The sequence below is a fragment of the Desulfobacter postgatei 2ac9 genome (assembly GCF_000233695.2).
Taxonomy (GTDB): domain Bacteria; phylum Desulfobacterota; class Desulfobacteria; order Desulfobacterales; family Desulfobacteraceae; genus Desulfobacter; species Desulfobacter postgatei.
Genome location: NZ_CM001488.1, coordinates 2,924,478 through 2,943,695 on the forward strand (window position 1 = coordinate 2,924,478; position 19,218 = coordinate 2,943,695).

At 45.1% G+C, this 19,218-nt stretch carries 12 protein-coding genes, 2 tRNA genes and 3 rRNA genes; 16 read left to right on the top strand and 1 reads right to left on the bottom strand.

The genetic code is table 11. The features are described 5' to 3' along the window. Positions 1-24: 24 nt before the first annotated feature. From rfbA to DESPODRAFT_RS13510, 13 genes are all read left to right on the top strand, one after another. A complete protein-coding gene (gene rfbA / locus DESPODRAFT_RS13450; RefSeq protein WP_004074154.1) occupies positions 25-915 on the top strand; it encodes a glucose-1-phosphate thymidylyltransferase RfbA in 891 nt (296 codons plus the stop codon). Continuing rightward, entirely contained in the window at positions 902-1,444 is a 543-nt protein-coding gene (gene rfbC, locus DESPODRAFT_RS13455) for a dTDP-4-dehydrorhamnose 3,5-epimerase (RefSeq protein WP_040015985.1), read from the top strand. Before rfbA ends, rfbC begins: the two co-directional genes overlap by 14 nt. Beyond that, positions 1,441-2,301: a dTDP-4-dehydrorhamnose reductase gene (rfbD, locus tag DESPODRAFT_RS13460; protein WP_004074157.1), complete on the top strand. Its 861-nt coding sequence runs from the start codon at positions 1,441-1,443 to the stop codon at positions 2,299-2,301. The genes rfbC and rfbD overlap by 4 nt, the downstream gene beginning before the upstream one ends. A gap of 74 nt (positions 2,302-2,375) precedes the next feature. Continuing rightward, positions 2,376-3,260: an ABC transporter substrate-binding protein gene (locus DESPODRAFT_RS13465; RefSeq protein ID WP_245531920.1), complete on the top strand. Its 885-nt coding sequence runs from the start codon at positions 2,376-2,378 to the stop codon at positions 3,258-3,260. Positions 3,261-3,361: 101 nt separating this feature from the next. Next, positions 3,362-4,717, top strand: a complete 1,356-nt coding sequence (locus DESPODRAFT_RS13470) for a sensor histidine kinase (protein ID WP_157488486.1) — start codon at positions 3,362-3,364, stop codon at positions 4,715-4,717. After that, on the top strand, positions 4,695-6,050 hold the full coding sequence (locus DESPODRAFT_RS13475) for a sigma-54-dependent transcriptional regulator (RefSeq protein WP_004074164.1): 1,356 nt from the start codon (positions 4,695-4,697) through the stop codon (positions 6,048-6,050). Before DESPODRAFT_RS13470 ends, DESPODRAFT_RS13475 begins: the two co-directional genes overlap by 23 nt. A gap of 10 nt (positions 6,051-6,060) precedes the next feature. Continuing rightward, positions 6,061-8,139: a TonB-dependent receptor plug domain-containing protein gene (locus DESPODRAFT_RS13480; protein ID WP_004074166.1), complete on the top strand. Its 2,079-nt coding sequence runs from the start codon at positions 6,061-6,063 to the stop codon at positions 8,137-8,139. 334 nt (positions 8,140-8,473) lie between these two features. After that, complete coding sequence (locus DESPODRAFT_RS13485; RefSeq protein ID WP_004074167.1) at positions 8,474-10,399, top strand: polysaccharide biosynthesis protein; 1,926 nt, start codon at positions 8,474-8,476, stop codon at positions 10,397-10,399. Positions 10,400-10,635: 236 nt separating this feature from the next. Then, complete coding sequence (locus DESPODRAFT_RS13490) at positions 10,636-10,917, top strand: ComEA family DNA-binding protein (RefSeq protein WP_004074169.1); 282 nt, start codon at positions 10,636-10,638, stop codon at positions 10,915-10,917. Between the two features lie 405 nt (positions 10,918-11,322). Next, positions 11,323-12,879: ribosomal RNA gene (locus DESPODRAFT_RS13495) — 16S ribosomal RNA — on the top strand. 162 nt (positions 12,880-13,041) lie between these two features. Continuing rightward, positions 13,042-16,025: ribosomal RNA gene (locus DESPODRAFT_RS13500) — 23S ribosomal RNA — on the top strand. An 88-nt stretch (positions 16,026-16,113) separates the two neighbouring features. Further along, a 5S ribosomal RNA gene (gene rrf, locus DESPODRAFT_RS13505) occupies positions 16,114-16,230 on the top strand. The 16S, 23S and 5S rRNA genes sit together here with 1 tRNA gene alongside, the layout of an rRNA operon. Before the next feature lie 159 nt (positions 16,231-16,389). Then, positions 16,390-16,466, top strand: a tRNA-Arg gene (locus tag DESPODRAFT_RS13510). A gap of 364 nt (positions 16,467-16,830) precedes the next feature. On the opposite strand, the gene DESPODRAFT_RS20645 is transcribed toward DESPODRAFT_RS13510, so the two are convergent. Further along, entirely contained in the window at positions 16,831-17,160 is a 330-nt protein-coding gene (locus tag DESPODRAFT_RS20645; protein WP_216594007.1) for a transposase, read from the bottom strand. Between the two features lie 252 nt (positions 17,161-17,412). Between DESPODRAFT_RS20645 and DESPODRAFT_RS13520 the strand changes: the two genes are divergently transcribed. The 3 genes from DESPODRAFT_RS13520 (at position 17,413) to DESPODRAFT_RS13525 (ending at position 19,217) form a co-directional block, all read left to right on the top strand. After that, positions 17,413-17,489: transfer RNA gene (locus DESPODRAFT_RS13520), tRNA-Pro, on the top strand. Between the two features lie 220 nt (positions 17,490-17,709). After that, a complete protein-coding gene (locus tag DESPODRAFT_RS21505) occupies positions 17,710-17,835 on the top strand; it encodes a hypothetical protein (protein WP_280985088.1) in 126 nt (41 codons plus the stop codon). Positions 17,836-18,314: 479 nt separating this feature from the next. Then, positions 18,315-19,217: a reverse transcriptase domain-containing protein gene (locus DESPODRAFT_RS13525; protein WP_157488489.1), complete on the top strand. Its 903-nt coding sequence runs from the start codon at positions 18,315-18,317 to the stop codon at positions 19,215-19,217. Position 19,218 lies beyond the last annotated feature (1 nt).

The window sequence follows — 19,218 nt, forward strand, 5'->3', positions numbered from 1 at the left end:
ATGTAAAATTTCAAGGAGGTTTCATTGCGTAAGGGAATAATTCTGGCCGGCGGGTCCGGTACCCGATTGTATCCGCTGACCTATTCAGTCAGCAAACAGTTGATGCCGGTGTATGACAAACCCATGATCTACTACCCCTTGTCAACCCTGATGCTTTCCGGTATTACACACATTCTTGTAATTACAACCCCGAAGGATCTTGAAAGTTTTAAACATCTGCTGGGTAATGGGTCCCAATGGGGAATCGGTTTGGAATATGCAGTCCAACCCAATCCCGACGGGTTGGCTCAGGCATTTATTATTGGCGAAGAATTTATTGGCAAAGACCCTGTGACGCTTATTTTGGGGGACAATATTTTTTATGCTGACGGTTTATCCAACCGTTTGCAAAGAATTGCGGAAACAGACAGAGGGGCAACAGTATTTGGCTATTATGTCAAAGATCCCCAACGGTATGGTGTGGTCGGATTTGATACGCATTTTATTGTGAACAGCCTTGAGGAAAAACCGGAACACCCTAAATCAAATTATGCGGTAACGGGCCTCTATTTTTATGATAATGATGTGATTGAAATCGCCAAATCAATCAAACCCTCTAAACGAGGGGAGTTGGAAATTACCGATGTTAACAATGTTTATCTGTCCCGGGGACAATTAAACGTTGAGTTGTTTGCCAGGGGGACAGCCTGGCTTGATACCGGCACCCATGACTCTTTACTTAATGCCGGAACGTTTATAAAAGTTGTTGAAGAACGGCAAGGGTTGAAGATCGCCTGTCTGGAAGAGATCGCCTTTAGAATGGGGTGGATCGATAAGGAACAATTGAGACGGATTGCCCAGCCATTGCTTAAAAACGGTTATGGAAAATATTTGATGGATATCTGTAAGCAGGGAAACCATGATGGAATACACTGAACTCGAAATCCCTGATGTGGTATTAATCGAACCCAAGGTGTTCGGAGACCATCGCGGCTTTTTTATGGAAACCTTCAGAGAGGATGAGTTTAATGAAAAAGTTCAGGATGTCCGGTTTGTCCAGGATAATCATAGCATGTCCGGAAAAGGTATTTTAAGAGGACTTCACTATCAGATCAAGCGACCCCAGGGAAAACTTGTCCGGGTGATTGAAGGAGAGGTCTTTGATGTGGTTGTGGACATTCGTAAGTCCTCTCTTTATTTTGGCCAATGGGTGGGGGTGACCCTGTCGGCAGAAAATAGAAAAATGTTGTGGGTTCCACCTGGATTTGCGCATGGTTTCTATGTTCTCAGCGATAGCGCCCAGTTTATTTATAAGTGTACGGACTATTATGCCCACGAGCTTGAAAGGTGTATGCTTTGGTCTGATGAAACAATTGGGATTAAATGGCCTGTAACCGCATCCCCGGTATTATCTGCAAAAGATGAAAATGGGACTCTCTTTAAAGACGCCGAGGTGTTTGAATGAAAATTCTGTTATTCGGCGCAGGCGGTCAATTAGGATGGGAATTGCAACGAACCTCTCCTGCCGGCGTTGACTTGGATGTGGTTCATCACTGTGATGTAGATTTTAGAAATGAGAAAAGTATAAAGAACAGCATCATAGAATCAAATTCGGACTGGATTATCAATGCCGCTGCATATACAGCGGTTGATAAGGCTGAAAGTGAAGAAAATTTGGCAAACCAATTGAATCATTTGGCTGTTGCCCAAATCGCCAGAACTGTGCGTGAAACCCATAAAAAATTGGTTCATATTTCAACAGACTTTATATTTGACGGTAATCATTCTGTTCCCTATCTTCCTGACAGCCCTGCAAATCCTCATTCTGTTTACGGCAAAACAAAATTGGATGGAGAAATCGCCATAAAACAAATTTTGCAGGAAGATTTTCTGATTGTTCGAACAGCGTGGCTCTATTCATCCCATGGAAATAACTTTGTTAAAACCATGCTGCGGCTAATGAAAGAACGAGACGAATTGCAGGTTGTTGGCGATCAAATTGGAACACCAACCTGGGCCAACGGCCTGGCCCAGTGTATCTGGAAAGCCGTGGGCAAAGATATCTGCGGCACCCTGCACTGGACAGATGCCGGAGTCGCTTCATGGTATGATTTTTCAGTAGCTATACAGGAAATAGCCTTGGAATTTGGAATATTGGAAAAGCCTGTCCCCATTTCATCAATTCCTTCAATACAATATCCGACGCCTGCTAAAAGACCTTCTTTCAGTGTTCTTGATAAAACCGAAACATGGCAGAAGATCGAAATCATCCCTGTCCATTGGCGGGTTCAGTTAAAAAATATGATGGAGGAGTTGATATAATAAAGTTATGTCGTGACAAGACTATGAAATGTCTTGACCTCTTCATATATAGGGGGGCGTTTTGTCTGGGTTTAATGCTTTGTACGAGCTTGGGACTTTGCCTGTTTCAGCCCCCCTGCCTGGCTGATGGCAGTAGTAACGGCAATGATCGTATAGCCGTTGTTATTTCCAAAAAAATCAAACCATATATCCAGGTTGGAGATGGGATCCAGGCCAAATCTGAAGAGATTAAGCTGGATGTTGATCTTTTTATTCTTGACCCTGAAACCAAATCAATTCAGGACAATGTTTTACATCAACTGGCATTGACGGATTATAAACTGATTGCAGCCATAGGACCTGAGGCTGCTGTTTTTATTTGGGCAATAACAAGTATTCAATCTCCCAAAATATACACAGCCATCCTTGATCCGGAAAATTGCACCGGCTTGCCGGAACATGCCATGGGCATTGCCTTAAAAATACCGGTTGAAATTCAGGTCAAAGAGATCAGTCGACATTTTGAAAATCTTGGTACCATCGGTGTTTTGTTCGATCCAACCTTCAACCAGGATTTCTATGACCAGGCAGAGGCTGCCGCCCTAAACCATTCTTTTGAAATCACACCGATAAAAGTGGGCTCAAAAACACAGATTTCCCAACAACTTCAAGAGCATATAGGTAAGATTGATGCCATTTGGATGATCCCGGATCAGACGGTTATTTCTGAAAAAATTGTTCACTATGTGATCAAGCAGGGGATTTATCAGGGCATGGGCGTAATTGGTTATAACTCTTTTTTTACTCTGTCCGGTGCGGTTTTTTCCTTTGAATTTGATTATAAAGCATTAGGCAGCCAGGCAGCATTAAAAATAAAATCTTTTCTGGAATCAGGCCAATGGACGCCTGATCCTCCTCTATTTAAAACCATTGTTAATCAGAGAATGGCAAAAAAATTAGGAATCATCGTTAAAAAATAATGTTGGGGTTTAAAAATATTAGCATCCACGCACGCCTTCTTTCTGCGGCAGTGATACTGATCACACTGACCACGTTGATTTTAGGGTGGATTGGGATATTTATGATCAGTAATTTTGTTACCAAACGCTTCCACCAGCGTATTGATTTTATGACCCAGTACCTGGCTTTGAACTGCGAACTTGGTCTGTTGATTGGAGAAAAATATCTGCTTCAGGGCTTGGTGGAAAATATACTTGAGGAAGACGATGTCATGGCCGTAGCAATTCTTGACCAAAACAAAAACACCCTTGCCGAGGGGCGCCGGATTTTATCCGGACCCTTTGAACAGATCAATAAAAGTGTTTTTTCATCAAACAGCCAGGAATCCCTGACCTGGATCGGTGGAATGGAGAAAAATAAAGCGCCTGAAATCATAGGGGAAGTGCAGATCACTTATTCGCTTCAGGGTATCACTGAACTTATAAACACAATGAAAAAGCAGGTATTTGCCGGCGCCCTTGCTTTGATCCTTGTTTCATGCCTGATTTTTCATTTTATTTCAAGATCCCTTGTCGCTCCCATTGTTTCACTTGCAGATACCGCCAGAAAGGTGTCAATGGGCAACCGGGATGTGCGGGCGGCTCCCGGCACCACTCCCGAAATTATCCGGTTGAGTCAGGCGTTCAATAATATGCTTGACTCTTTGGCCAAGGGCCGCAAAACCCTTGTACGCACATACGAGAAACTGACCAGGCAACAGGCTTTGGTGGAAGTCGGAAAGTTTTCGATGATGATCGCCCATGAGGTTAAAAATCCTTTGGGAATTATTAAGTCTTCCCTTGAATTAATTAAATCTGAATTCAATATTCCGGAGGATGATTTGCTTTTAAGGTATGCAGAGGAGGAGATTGTTCGTCTGAACCACTTGATTGAAAGTTTTTTAATGTTTTCAAAGCCTGCAAAACCACAGTTTGAAAAGGTAGATTTAAACCAGTTACTGGAACAGATCGCCATGGGGTTTGATATCCAATCATCAACGACCGGAGTCCAACTCGATTGCAGAATTCCTGAATCAAAATTTGAGGCCCAGGCTGATTTTGACCTGCTTGCGCGGGGGATAGGCAATATCATTAAAAACGCCTGTGAAGCCAATGAGCATAAAGGGTTGGTCACTATAAGCGTGGTGGAACATTATAAGATGGATAAAACCCCACACAAATGGGAGCTTTTTATTCAAGATCAGGGGCCGGGTATCAGTCGGGAAAAAAAGACTAAAATTTTTGAACCCTTTTTTACCACCAAGTCAACCGGAACAGGTCTGGGCCTTGCTTTTGCGGATCAGGCAATAAAGGCCCACGGTGGAAACATAAGCATAGAATCTCCAGAGAGTGGAGGCTGCTGCTTTTGTGTAACATTGTTTTCAAATATTCGGGAACCAGAGGTGTTAAAAGTTTATGACACAGATATTAATAGTTGATGACGAAGAAAAATTGCGACATCTTCTTTCAATGATGCTTGAAAGAAAGGGTATTAAAACCCATAAAGCGATCCATGGTGCCAATGCGCTTGAAATGCTGGAGAATAACAGTTATGATTTGATCATTTCAGATATTAAAATGCCTGTCATGGACGGCAGACAGCTTATCAGCAAAATGCGGGAGAAAAATATTTTAACACCCGTAATTTTCATTACAGCGTTTGCAACCGTTGAATCAGCCGTGGAAATGATGCAACAAGGCGCATGCGATTATATAACCAAGCCCTTTGACTCAGTAAAAATTTATCTGGCCGTTGAAAAGGCAATAAACCTGTCCAGGCTGATAACCGAGAATCAGGAAATGAAACAGGCCCTTTCAGGGGCAGAGAAGTCAAAGAATCTTATCTATAAATCAAAGGCGATGCAGGACGTGGTGGCTTTAGCGGATAATGTGGCCACAGTGGATACTGCAGTGTTGATCTTAGGGGAGTCCGGCACAGGCAAAGAAGTGCTTGCGAATTATATTCATAATAAAAGCACCAGGTGTGATAAAAGATTTGTGGCAGTGAACTGCGCAGCTATTTCTTCAAACCTTGTGGAGTCGGAACTGTTCGGCTATGAGAAAGGCGCCTTTACAGGCGCCGCTGCCAGGACCCGGGGCAGATTTGAGTTTTCTGACTCCGGTACCCTGTTCCTTGATGAAATAGGGGATATGCCCCTGGACTCCCAGGGCAAGCTTTTACGGGCCCTGCAGGAGAAGAAATTGCAAAGGGTCGGGGGGAATGAAGAGATTCCCGTCGACGTCAGGGTAATCTGTGCAACCAATCAGAACCTTGGCCAAATGGTGATGAATAAAAAATTTCGCCAGGATTTATATTACAGAATTAATGTATTTCCCATTGAAATTCCGCCATTGCGTCTCAGGAAAGAAGATATTGTCCCGCTGGCTAAACATATTATCACTACATTTTCCTTTGGTGCAGAGCATCAACTCAGTGAAGACGCCTGTGCCAAGCTTATGGAGTATCCCTGGCCGGGAAACGTCAGGGAGCTTGCCAACGTTCTTGAGCGCTGCCTGATATTGACCAGGGATACACAAAAGATTACCTCCCAGACATTGTCTTTTCTGCAGGTTGCTCAGCCGGCCAGCCCGGCCCAGCATACGGTAATCAGGCTCCCGTCCAGCGGCATCCCGTTGCAGCAGGTTCAGATGAGCCTGGTAAAGCAGGCATTGGATAAATCCGGCAACAACCAGACATATGCCGCAAAGCTTTTGGGTATAAGTCGTTCCAAATTCAGGGTGCTGCTGAAAAATATGGAACCGGACCAGTAAAGGTGGACTGTTGATAGGTAAACTTAAAATTGCCGTAATCATTCTATTTTCTGCCTGGATCTCTTTGGGGGCTTCCCGGGTATGGGCATCAGATACCATGCTCATGTTTGTGGGTGAGGATTTGGAGATGCTCTCCATTGCCTCCAGAAAAGAAGAGGCTGCCTGGAGCGCTCCGGCCATTGTTGATGTCATCACAAGGCAGGAGTTTGAATCTCAGAATGCATTTACCCTTTCCCAGGCCCTTGAAGGAACCCCCGGATTTCATATCAATCAAACTGAAAGGTCCAGCACCTATTACCTGAGAGGTGTTTCTAATTCCGCCCTGACCCTTTTTGATACAGTGCCCATGGGGTCCGGTGTGCTGAAATCCGAAAATTATATGGATTATGAAACAAGTCTTGCCGCCGTCAAGCGTATTGAAGTGATCAGGGGGGGGAGTTCCGTTTTGTGGGGACCGGATGCGTTTGCCGGGGTAGTCAATATTGTTCCTCTTACAGGTAAGGATGTTGATGGCGTTCAAACCGGCCTTAACTTATCGTCAGACAATCAATCAGGGGAAGCCTACCTGAACTATGGATATAACAAAGACAGTTGGTCGGGGTTTGCTTCTGTTTCAGGCCGTTTTGCAGAAGATGACGGTCCTGAAACCAATATTGTCCGTTTCTGGAATGACGGCGGTAAGCCCACCCCGCCTGAAGATCGGTATGGGAGGAAAAATGCGGATGATTCCCATTTTGTCAATTTTTACGGGAGCATGACCTATGAGAACTGGCTGACGCTTTCATTGCACTTGTCAGACAACCTTAACGCATATACGGTGTCTGACTGGGATGATGAGTTTACTTGGGAAGAGCAGGCCGCATCTACCCGGCATATGGTAAAGCTTGAAGCTGTAAAATCCATTGACCAGGATTCCGGGGTGCGTTTTACAGGCTACCTGTCCGGAAAGTCTTTGGATTATACCATTATAGACAACACCCTTGACCGCGAGGAATCTTCACTATTTGCCGAATTGATTTATGACAGGTCTTTTTTTCTTTCCAAGTCGCTTTTGACCACAGGAGTTTCCCTGAAATCTGATCAATATAACCGGATTCCTGTGTGGAGAGATTTTTTCCCATTGTTTTTTCCAGAGGACAAGGATAAAAAGTCGAATGTTCTTTTGCCCGGAATTGAAGAAACTAACTTTTCCAATGATCTGTTTTCTGTTTTTGGGCAATACCGTCATAAGTTTGATTTTGTGGAAATCTGGGCCGGAGCGCGTTATGATAACCACAGAGCCTATGAGGACAAAATCAGCTATACTACAGGGTTTGCCTGGAACATAGATAAGTTCATACTTAAAGGGATTTTCGGCACCGGCTACAGGACGCCTTTTGGTCGCCAGTTAGTACCGGCGTCTTACCTGGAGGATGCGTCTCAGTCGGGGCTTGAAAAGATAACTTTGAATTCAGGTCTTGAAAAGATAACCTCTTTGAATTTAGGTCTCTCATGGAAACATATGGGAACACGGGCGGCTGCCACTTTGTTTAGAAATGCAATAGAGAATTTTGTTATTGAGGAGCGGACTGAAGGGTTTGGCATTCCAACTCCAAATAGTCAGGATATATCTGGCCTGGAGCTGGAAGTGGAACATCAATTTTTTCAAAATTTGACACTGTGCGCAAATTTGACATTGCTGAACAATTCAGGAACGGATGAAACGTATTATTTTAATGATTACGACTTCATTGATAGAGAGGATAATGTATCTAAACATTACCTTGCGTTGCGCTATGCCTATGAAACCGGCCCGAACATTATGGGAACGGTCAAAGCGGTTTGGGATATCAACCGGAATTTCTCCCTCGTGCCTGAACTCAGATATTTTAGCAGCCAGAGCATTTATTCCCCTGTGGCGGACGAAACCCTGTCATGCGGGCAGGCCTGGGTGATGGACGTCAATTTGAGGATAAGAAACTACTTCCCCTTTGATGTAGACCTGTTTGCAAAGAATTTGTTTGACAATACATATAAAACACCCGGTCTCTATTCCATAACCCGAAACCCAGGGTTTACCGCTGGCGTTGCACTTCGATACTCTTGGTAATTATACCCCCCCCCTTAATATTTTTGGATTGATTTTTATTCTATTTGGAGACTTTGCTCTTTTTGTCGGCGTGTTAAGATGATACAAAGGGTTTGCCATCCTGTCGGCTGCAGCGTGGAGAGTCAATAACCCTTGTTTCACAGGTTCAAAAAATGAACTGGGGGAGACTATCAACACGATATGATTTTGAACTATGTATTGGACAGATTCCGGGTTACCGTACTGCCGTCCACATCACCTGCTGAAGCTGTTGGAATCATGTCATTTGAAAAACAGGCAGGAAAATATACCCAAATTTATGAGAGGCTGATGCGTTGAGGTGCGTCTTTTTCCAATGAAAATTAAGTTATCCAGGAATTTCCTTCTAACACTTGCCGTTGACCTTTTGATCCTGGCAGTCAGCTATTACATGGGGCATCTGATCCGTTACGATTTTAACATTCCGGACTGGGCCCGCCAAAGATTTTTTGAGACGTTAGCCTATGTGCTGATGTTTAAGCTAATCTGTTTTTATCTGTTTGATGTCTACCGGGGCATGTGGCGATACACCAGTTTGAAAGACATCCTTGATATTGTCAAAGCGTCTGCCCTGGCTACAATCTTTATTGTTGTAGTCGTGTTGTTTGCAACCCGGTTTAAGCACTTTTCCAGATCAGTGTTCGTCATTGACTGGTGCTTTACCGTGATTGGCCTTACAAGTATTCGGGTCTTTACCCGGTTGTGCTTTGAGGAGTTTTCCGGGGATGTGGGGCCAGCAATCATCGGTTTTGCTCTGAAGAAGATTTTCAGCAAAAAATTGGCGCAAAAAGGCCGTCGCATGGTTATTATTGGCGCGGGTGACTGCGGCCAGAGAATATGTCGGGAATTCAAAGAAAATCCCAATGTGAAATCCCAGGTGATCGGTTTTCTGGATGATGACAAAGGGAAGATCGGAAGGAGAATTCATGGTGTTTCTGTGCTCAATAACATTGATAATCTTGAGCATACCATACGGTCAAAATCCGTTGACGAAGTCATTATTGCTATTCCAAATGCCTGTGCCCGGCGAATGCGGCAGATTGTTACCCAGTGTCGTCAGGCGGGTGTTGAATTTAAAACCGTGCCTGACATGGGAGAACTGATTGATGGTAAAATTACATTAAATGCCATTCGTAATGTGGAGTACAGGGACCTTTTGGGGCGTCAGCCCGTGAGTCTGGACCAGGAGAGTATTGGTGAATACCTCGGGCACAAAATTGTGATGGTTACAGGTGCCGGCGGTTCCATTGGAATCGGCCTGTGCCGTCAGATTTGTCGGTACAAACCTGAACAGTTGATTCTTTTTGAACGTGCCGAAAGCCCTCTGTTTGAGATTGATCTGGAGCTTAAAAAGAATTTTCCCGATATTGATGTGGTGCCTATTTTAGGAGATATTCAAAACCCAGGCGAAGTGATCAGGATTTTTTCTCAATATCGACCTGAAATTGTTTTTCATGCAGCTGCCTACAAACATGTCCCCATGCTTGAAGTCCATCCCTGGAAAGCTGTTGAAAATAATATTGTCGGGACCTGCAACCTTATCGAAGCCGCCCGGACCTTTCAATGCGAGCGTTTTGTCTTTGTCTCCACAGACAAGGCAGTCAATCCCACCAACGTCATGGGGGCAACCAAGCGGTTTGCTGAACTTTTAATCCAACGTGAAAATAGTGACACGGATAGAGGTCCCTGGTTTATAACAGTCAGATTCGGTAATGTTATCGGAAGTGTAGGAAGCGTTGTGCCTCTATTCAAGAAGCAGATAAAAGAGGGGGGACCGGTAACGGTTACGCATCCTAAAATGATTCGTTACTTCATGCTTATCCCTGAAGCGTGTCAACTTATTCTTCAGGCCGGTGCCATGGGTAAAGGCGGTGAAGTTTATATTCTTGAAATGGGAGCGCCTATAAGTATTGATACAATGGCCAGGGATTTGATTCGCTTCTCCGGATTTGAACCCGATGTAGATATAAAGATTAAATATACAGGGTTGCGGATGGGGGAAAAACTTTATGAAGAGTTGGTCACAGCCCAGGAAAATGTTGTGCCCACAGCCCATCAAAAAATTATGGTGGTCAACAGCTGCCCGGTTGTCGGTATTTCTTTAGACAATGACTTGATTCGTTTGAAAGAAGCGGCTGCAGCCAGGGATCATAGAGCCATCAGAACCCTGTTGAAGCAAAGCATTCCTGAATACCAGCCATTTGACTATCCGGACGCGAGTGAAAATCAAAATTTTGTTTGATTTTGTGGTTCTGTTCAACTACGATAAATGCAAAAAAAATTATTGATGTTTTATTAGACTTTTATTAATATAAGCCAATGTATTTTTCTTGAATTGATTAAGCTGTTTTTTGATTTGACACTTTAATATTTGTTTTGTTCAACTTCCATCTTCTTTTTTTATATTAATCAAAAATGCGTTCAGCGTCTGCAAATTAAATCTGTAGACTTTTATTATCACAATAATATGGAGGAATTATGGAAACAAAGTTAAGAAAGAGCCTTTGTGTTTTGGTTTGTGTGATGGTGACCCTCTGTTCGCTGCCGGCAATAGCTGGCGCAAAGATGGTGAACATTAATACCGCGCCTAAAGAAGAGCTGACAACGTTGAAATATGTTGGTGATGCTCTTGCTGACAGGATAATCGAATTTCGTACAAGTACACCCTTTGTAAATATAGAAGATATAATGAAGGTAAAGGGAATCGGACCGAAGGTTTTTGAAGCCAATAAAGATCAAATCTCCGTTAAGGATAAATGAAACCGGTAAATCTTGATTCCCAGGCACAAGCCGTTATTGCGAACCTTTAGTGTGCTGTTTTTATGGTATTAACATGCTGACTTTTTATGTCAGCATGTTAATTTTTACTTTGTAAAATCGTCAGGTATGAGCGTGGATGGTTATGGGTATTAAAGAAAAAAATACACAGTTTAAAGGGCGTCTGCCCTCCAGTCTTGTTCTGTTGTAATATTAAAATAAAAAATAAAAAAACATTTGACAAAGATTTTTTTTTTGTATATTCTCGTCAAGTTCTTTTGAGGTATTGAAAAGAATTTTGATCTTTGAAAATTGGTCAGTGAAAAAGAAAAGAGCGGGTCAATGACAATGCACTTTGGAGCGTAACAGCTTTAAGTGCAGACCTTAAAAAGTTTTAGTAAAGGATTATAACTGGAGAGTTTGATCCTGGCTCAGAATGAACGCTGGCGGCGTGCTTAACACATGCAAGTCGAACGAGAAAGGGATTGCTTGCAATCCCGAGTAGAGTGGCGCACGGGTGAGTAACACGTAGATAATCTGCCTTCAAGCCTGGGATAACTATTCGAAAGGGTAGCTAATACCGGATAAAGTCGATTTACACAAGTAGATTGATGAAAGATTGCCTCTTCTTGAAAGCAATTGTTTGGAGATGAGTTTGCGTACCATTAGCTTGTTGGTGGGGTAAAGGCCTACCAAGGCAACGATGGTTAGCTGGTCTGAGAGGATGATCAGCCACACTGGAACTGGAACACGGTCCAGACTCCTACGGGAGGCAGCAGTGAGGAATTTTGCGCAATGGGGGCAACCCTGACGCAGCAACGCCGCGTGAGTGAAGAAGGCCTTTGGGTCGTAAAGCTCTGTCAACAGGGAAGAAGTTACAATTGTTTAACAGATGGTTGTATTGACGGTACCTGTGGAGGAAGCGCCGGCTAACTCCGTGCCAGCAGCCGCGGTAACACGGGGGGCGCAAGCGTTATTCGGAATTATTGGGCGTAAAGGGCGCGCAGGCGGTCTTGTCCGTCAGGTGTGAAAGCTCGGGGCTCAACCCCGGAAGTGCACTTGAAACAGCAAGACTTGAATACGGGAGAGGAAAGCGGAATTCCTGGTGTAGAGGTGAAATTCGTAGATATCAGGAGGAACACCGATGGCGAAGGCAGCTTTCTGGACCGATATTGACGCTGAGGCGCGAAGGCGTGGGTAGCAAACGGGATTAGATACCCCGGTAGTCCACGCAGTAAACGTTGTACACTCGGTGTAGCGGGTATTAAAACCTGCTGTGCCCAAGCTAACGCATTAAGTGTACCGCCTGGGAAGTACGGTCGCAAGACTAAAACTCAAAGGAATTGACGGGGGCCCGCACAAGCGGTGGAGCATGTGGTTTAATTCGACGCAACGCGAAGAACCTTACCTGGGTTTGACATCCTGTGAATATCCCGTAATTGGGATAGTGCCTTCGGGAGCACAGAGACAGGTGCTGCATGGCTGTCGTCAGCTCGTGTCGTGAGATGTTTGGTTAAGTCCAGCAACGAGCGCAACCCTTATCGTTAGTTGCCAGCATTTAAAGATGGGAACTCTAACGAGACTGCCCGGGTCAACCGGGAGGAAGGTGGGGATGACGTCAAGTCCTCATGGCCCTTATATCCAGGGCTACACACGTGCTACAATGGTAGGTACAAAGGGCAGCGACTCCGCAAGGGGAAGCCAATCCCAAAAGCCTATCTCAGTCCGGATTGGGGTCTGCAACTCGACCCCATGAAGTTGGAATCGCTAGTAATCGCGGATCAGCATGCCGCGGTGAATATGTTCCCGGGCCTTGTACACACCGCCCGTCACACCATGGGAGTTGATTATACCCGACGTCGCTGGGCTAACTTTTAGAGGCAGGCGCCTAAGGTATGGTCGATAACTGGGGTGAAGTCGTAACAAGGTAGCCGTTGAGGAATCAGCGGCTGGATCACCTCCTTTCAAAGGAAAGAATAAATAAGCTTTTTTCGGCTTCACTGGCCAACTTTGAGAGATCAAACCGGCGAATTAAAGTAGCCGTACTCTCTTTGCTCTTTGACAATTTGTTGTAGTAAATATCAAAATTTTAAATATCAAAGCGTTTAAACTTATTTGTGGAATAGTGGCTAAGCTACTAAGAGCAAACGGCGGATGCCTTGGTGTCAAGTGAAGAAGAAAGACGTGGAAAGCTGCGATAAGCCTCGGTTAGGAGCTAAACATCCTTTGATCCGGGGATTTCTGAATGGGGCAACCCGGCACGGTTAATACCGTGTCATGCCTTTCTGAATAGATAGGAAAGGCAAGGTAACGGGGAGAACTGAAACATCTTAGTACCCCCAGGAATAGAAAGTAAAAACGATTCCCCAAGTAGCGGCGAGCGAACGGGGACCAGCCCAAACCGTTAACGTGTCAAGCCCGAAAGCGTTGCGTTAACGGGGTCGCGGGATGCAATTGGATCCAGTTTCGGATGGGTCAATAAGTTACAAAAGATATCATTAGCTGAACAAGCTGGAAAGCTTGACCATAGCAGGTGACAGTCCTGTAAGTGAAAATGATCTCTCTTATTTTTGCACTCCCAAGTACTGCGGAACACGAGGAACTCTGTGGGAATTTGTGTGGACCATCACATAAGGCTAAATACGACTTGACAACCGATAGCGTACCAGTACCGTGAGGGAAAGGTGAAAAGTACCCCTGTTAGGGGAGTGAAATAGTACCTGAAACCGTTTGCTTACAAGCTGTGGGAGCACTTTTGGTGTGACCGCGTGCCTTTTGCATAATGAGTCAGCGAGTTACTTAATGCGGCAAGGTTAAGCCGATAGGTGTAGCCGTAGCGAAAGCGAGTCTGAACAGGGCGCAAGTTGCATTGAGTAGACCCGAAACCAGGTGATCTATCCATGTCCAGGGTGAAGCGGGAGTAAAATCTCGTGGAGGCCCGAACCGTCACAGGTTAAAAACTGTTCGGATGAGGTGTGGATAGGGGTGAAAGGCCAAACAAACCTGGAGATAGCTGGTTCTCTCCGAAATATATTTAGGTATAGCCTCGTATGTTTCTTTTTGGAGGTAGAGCACTGAATGGGCTAGGGGTCTTACCAGATTACCAAACCTAATCAAACTTCGAATACCAAAAAGTCAGAATACGGGAGTCAGCCCGCGGGAGCTAAGTTCCGCGGACAAGAGGGAAACAACCCAGACCGCCATCTAAGGTCCCCAAATCTATGCTAAGTGGAGAAGGATGTGGGAATGCCCAGACAACCAGGAGGTTGGCTTAGAAGCAGCCATCCTTTAAAGAAAGCGTAATAGCTCACTGGTCGAGTGGATCTGCGCCGAAAATGTATCGGGGCTAAAGCATAGTACCGAAGCTGCGGGCCAAGAAACATTTATGTTTCTTGACGGTAGGAGAGCGTTGTGTCGTCGCAGAATCGCAACCGCGAGGTTGTGTGGAGATGTCACAAGTGCCCATGCTGACATGAGTAGCGATAAAGCGGGTGAGAGACCCGCTCGCCGAAAACCCAAGGTTTCCTGAGTAAAGCTAATCTTCTCAGGGTTAGTCGATCCCTAAGGCGAGGCCGAAAGGCGTAGTCGATGGAAAACAGATTAATATTTCTGTACCACCTTGTTATCGTTTGAGAAACGGGGGGACGCAGGAGGGCAGGTCATCCGTCTGTTGGAATAGGCGGTTTAAGCTTGTAGGCTGAAGATTCAGGCAAATCCGGATCTTTAAGGCCGAGAAGTGATGACGAGGGATTTATCCCATAAAGTGACTGTACCCATGCTGCCAAGAAAAGCCTCTATCGAGATAACAGGTGATCGTACCGTAAACCGACACAGGTAGGTGGGGAGAGTATCCCAAGGCGCTTGAGAGAACCCTGGTTAAGGAACTCGGCAAAATGATACCGTAACTTCGGGAGAAGGTATGCCCCTGATTGTTAGTATTATACTTTACAAAGCGGTTGGGGGCCGCAGAGAATTGGTGGTAGCGACTGTTTACTAAAAACATAGGACTCTGCAAAGTCGCAAGACGAGGTATAGGGTCTGACGCCTGCCCGGTGCTGGAAGGTTAAGGGGATTTGTTAGCTTTTAGCGAAGCATTGAACTGAAGCCCCAGTAAACGGCGGCCGTAACTATAACGGTCCTAAGGTAGCGAAATTCCTTGTCGGGTAAGTTCCGACCTGCACGAATGGCGTAACGACTTCCACACTGTCTCAACCAGGGACTCAGCGAAATTGCAGTGGCGGTGAAGATACCGTCTACCCGCGAAAAGACGGAAAGACCCCGGCACCTTTACTACAGCTTGACATTGGATTTTGGGATATGATGTGCAGGATAGGTGGGAGACTATGAAACCGGTACGCCAGTATCGGTGGAGTCACCCTTGAAATACCACCCTTCATGTTTCAGTGTTCTAACCATGGTCCGTAACCCGGATCTGGGACAGTGTCTGGTGGGTAGTTTGACTGGGGCGGTCGCCTCCCAAAGAGTAACGGAGGCGCGCGAAGGTTCCCTCAGGCTGATTGGAAACCAGCCGTAGAGTGCAAGGGCATAAGGGAGCTTGACTGCGAGAGAGACATTTCGAGCAGGTACGAAAGTAGGTCTTAGTGATCCGGCGGTTCTGAATGGAAGGGCCGTCGCTCAACGGATAAAAGGTACGCCGGGGATAACAGGCTTATCGCCCCCAAGAGTTCACATCGACGGGGCGGTTTGGCACCTCGATGTCGGCTCATCACATCCTGGGGCTGGAGCAGGTCCCAAGGGTTTGGCTGTTCGCCAATTAAAGTGGTACGTGAGCTGGGTTTAAAACGTCGTGAGACAGTTTGGTCCCTATCTTTCGTGGGCGCAGGATATTTGAGGAGATCTGATCCTAGTACGAGAGGACCGGATTGGACCAACCAATGGTGTTCCAGTTGTCGCGCCAGCGGCATTGCTGGGTAGCCAAGTTGGGTAAGGATAACCGCTGAAAGCATCTAAGCGGGAAGCCAACTTCAAGATTAGATATCCCATCTTTATGACTGAAGACCCCTTGAAGACTACAAGGTTGATAGGCTGGGTGTGTAAGCATGGCAACATGTTGAGCTTACCAGTACTAATAGGTCGTGAGGCTTAGCCACTTTTTTCCACGAATAAATTTAGACTCTTTGATAGAGCAATATAGCAAGCTTGATTTTTACTGCAACAGATTAAATAATTCCAGTTTAATCCGGTGACAATGGCAAAGAGGTCACACCCGTACCCATCTCGAACACGGAAGTTAAGCTCTTTAGCGTCGATGGTACTGCATGGGAGACTGTGTGGGAGAGTAGAACGTCGCCGGATTATTTTTCAAAAAGCCCGCGTCAATAATGCATTGACGTGGGCTTTTTATTTTAATATTGGATTAAATTATTTGGATATTGGATTAAAATTTTTTATCGGAATTAATAAAATTACTTGCATTTTTACTTAAAGGTTGATATAAATATTGAGTTTTTTTAGGCGCCCGTAGCTCAGCTGGATAGAGTACTTGACTACGAATCAAGGGGTCGGGCGTTCGAATCGCTCCGGGCGCGCCACAAAAAACAAATAAAGGTTTTCGGGTTTTTCCTGAAAACTTTTTTATTTTGGGTCTGGTGTAATTATCCCTTGTTAAAGGAGTACAGAAAATAAAAGAGGGGTGCGGAAAATTTTTTCCGCACCCTTTATGTTTAGGTTGTGGGTGATATCAATAATGATGTTGGCTTTCCCAATGAGTCCGTTTTCATCTGAATTACCATCAAGCCGCATCGCTGAATCATCCCGAAAACGGTTGGTTTCTCTTTTTTCAATGTACCCCGACCACCGGCACCCCTTAAACGATTCCGACGATCTTCCCGTCCTTTTTGGGTTACTGCTTCTGGATTTCCTTTATGCCCTGACACAATGTAGACCTCATCGCACTCAACTTCGTCTTCGAGGGTTACTGGTGGCTTTTTTTACCACGCTTTCACGAAGTTGGGTGGTCATCTTTTGCACATCGGTGCGGTCCAGGTCCAGTTCTTGGGCAATCTGCCTGTTCGACAAGTTCAGTCCCATAAAATAGAGGCACAATATCCATACTTTGAGTGCTTGATGATGTCCGGCAAAAATGGTGTCCGTCAGATCATCGAAGCGTTTGCCACAATCTTTACATTCATAGCGCTGTTTGGCAGGTTCTTTTTCATTGAATCTTCTTTTGATTACTCGTTTGGAATCACAAAACGGACATTGGCATCCTTCCGGCCAGCGCAATTCCCGAACAGTTTCATAACATTGTCTATCATCAATCAGCGTCTTTATATTTAGCTACATCCGTTGGGGTCCTATGGTGAATTGAGTCAAAAAATTTATCCTCTACCATTATACGACCCTGAAACGCAACATGAGCCTTTTCCTTTTAACGGAGTATTCAAAAAACTCTTGTTTTAGAATTTTTTTAAGAAAAAAATAATTTTTATTGACACCTGCAAACGCAGGTGATAAATATCACGATGTTGCTTTTAACGGGACGTAGCGCAGCCTGGTAGCGCACTTGTCTGGGGGACAAGTGGTCGCTGGTTCAAATCCAGTCGTCCCGACCATTGCCAATAAAGGCTCTCAGCGGTTTTGATGGGAGCCTTTTTTTGTTGTGAAACATGCCTGGCTACAAACTGGGCTACAAGTTTGTGTGTCACTGGGGATGATCTCAAAATACTTAATTATTGTTGCGTCAAGCAAGCCCGAAGCATTGGGAAAGGAGGAAGTAAAGCCAGGAAATTTGCTATTGTTACCCAATGGGTGAGAGTCCCATCTGAATAAAGCATGGCCAGCAGTTCAGTAGCAATGCCCGAGGGTAAACCCGGAGACGGGAATCCTAAGCCGGGCATGAGTGAGGATGCAGGCCCTGTATTGAGCTCCGAAAAAAGTATTATTGTGGTCATTGGATAAATTCCCACCAAGCGTGGTGATGAAAGCCGACGTTCTCGATAAAACGGAAGGCAGCAGTTCTCTATACGTTCAGGCCAGAATAGAGGACACCACCGTAGTCTGAGACCAGGGCATGTATTCAAAGGGGTGGCTCGGGAACTTGAGAGAGCCCAAAGTTTCCTTGTATTATTGACGGTTCCAGGAGATCCGTACCAAAAAGAAAAAACTCCCGGTGTTCAGGACGATCGTTTTCCTCTTCTGAGCAAGTCTGGAATGCATATTTGGAATGTATTCCGGAGCTACAAATAAGGGGAACACACAAGGTATCAGGCGAGGAGAGCGAATAGCAAACAAACCTGAGATGGACTTTAGGCAGTCTTAGTGGAACATAGTACCGTTAATCAACGGAAATCCGTTGTTTGGTAAGGTGGGGAAGTGATGTCCAAGCGACCCACTGCAGGGAAGGTGAAACCGGGCATAACGTTTTAAGGTGAAGAACTATGGAAGACACACAGAGGTCACAAACCACATCAGAACAGAACCGTAAAAGTGTGGAACAGACCACTCACAACAACCAGAACCGTTTAGCAGACGAGGATAAACCTCCGGTGCTTGTTGGGGAAGCATCTTTGCAAAAGATTGCCGGTATGGCAAGAGAGAATCCAGAAATGGTATTCACAGCAGTGGCACACAGAATAAACCTGCCATTACTGCATGAAGCCCACCGAAGGATTAAGAAAGGCAAGTCCATCGGTGTTGATGAAGTATCAGCCTCAGAATATGCGGTTGAGCTTGATAAAAACCTCTATAATCTACATCAGCGACTGAGCAGAGGTCAGTACGTTGCAACACCAGTGAAAAGAATATGGATAGAGAAAGACAACGGCAAAATGCGTCCAATCGGTATACCGGCATTTGAGGATAAGATTGTCCAAAAAGCTGTAGAGATGATACTGAGCGCTATATACGAGCCAAATTTCTATGACTTTTCTCATGGCTTTCGAGCCGGACACAGCCAGCACATGGCAATAAAGCAGCTGCGGGAAAGTTGCATAGAGTGTAACAGCAACTGGATTGTGAGTGCAGATATTACAGGATTATTTGATAACATTGACCACGGCCATCTAAGGGAATTCATAAAGCAACGGGTCAATGATGGTGGAATCATCCGGCTATTGGGAAAGTGGTTGAAAGCAGGTGTAATGGAAGAAGAAAAATACTACCATTCAGAATCCGGCACGCCACAAGGCGGGGTCATATCTCCCGTACTGAGCAACATCTTTCTTCACAACGTGCTGGACGACTGGTTTGTTAAGGAAGTCCAGCCAAGAATGAAAGGTCGAAGTTTTATTATCAGGTTTGCTGATGATTGTGTGCCACGAAGGCAGACACTGTTGCAATAAA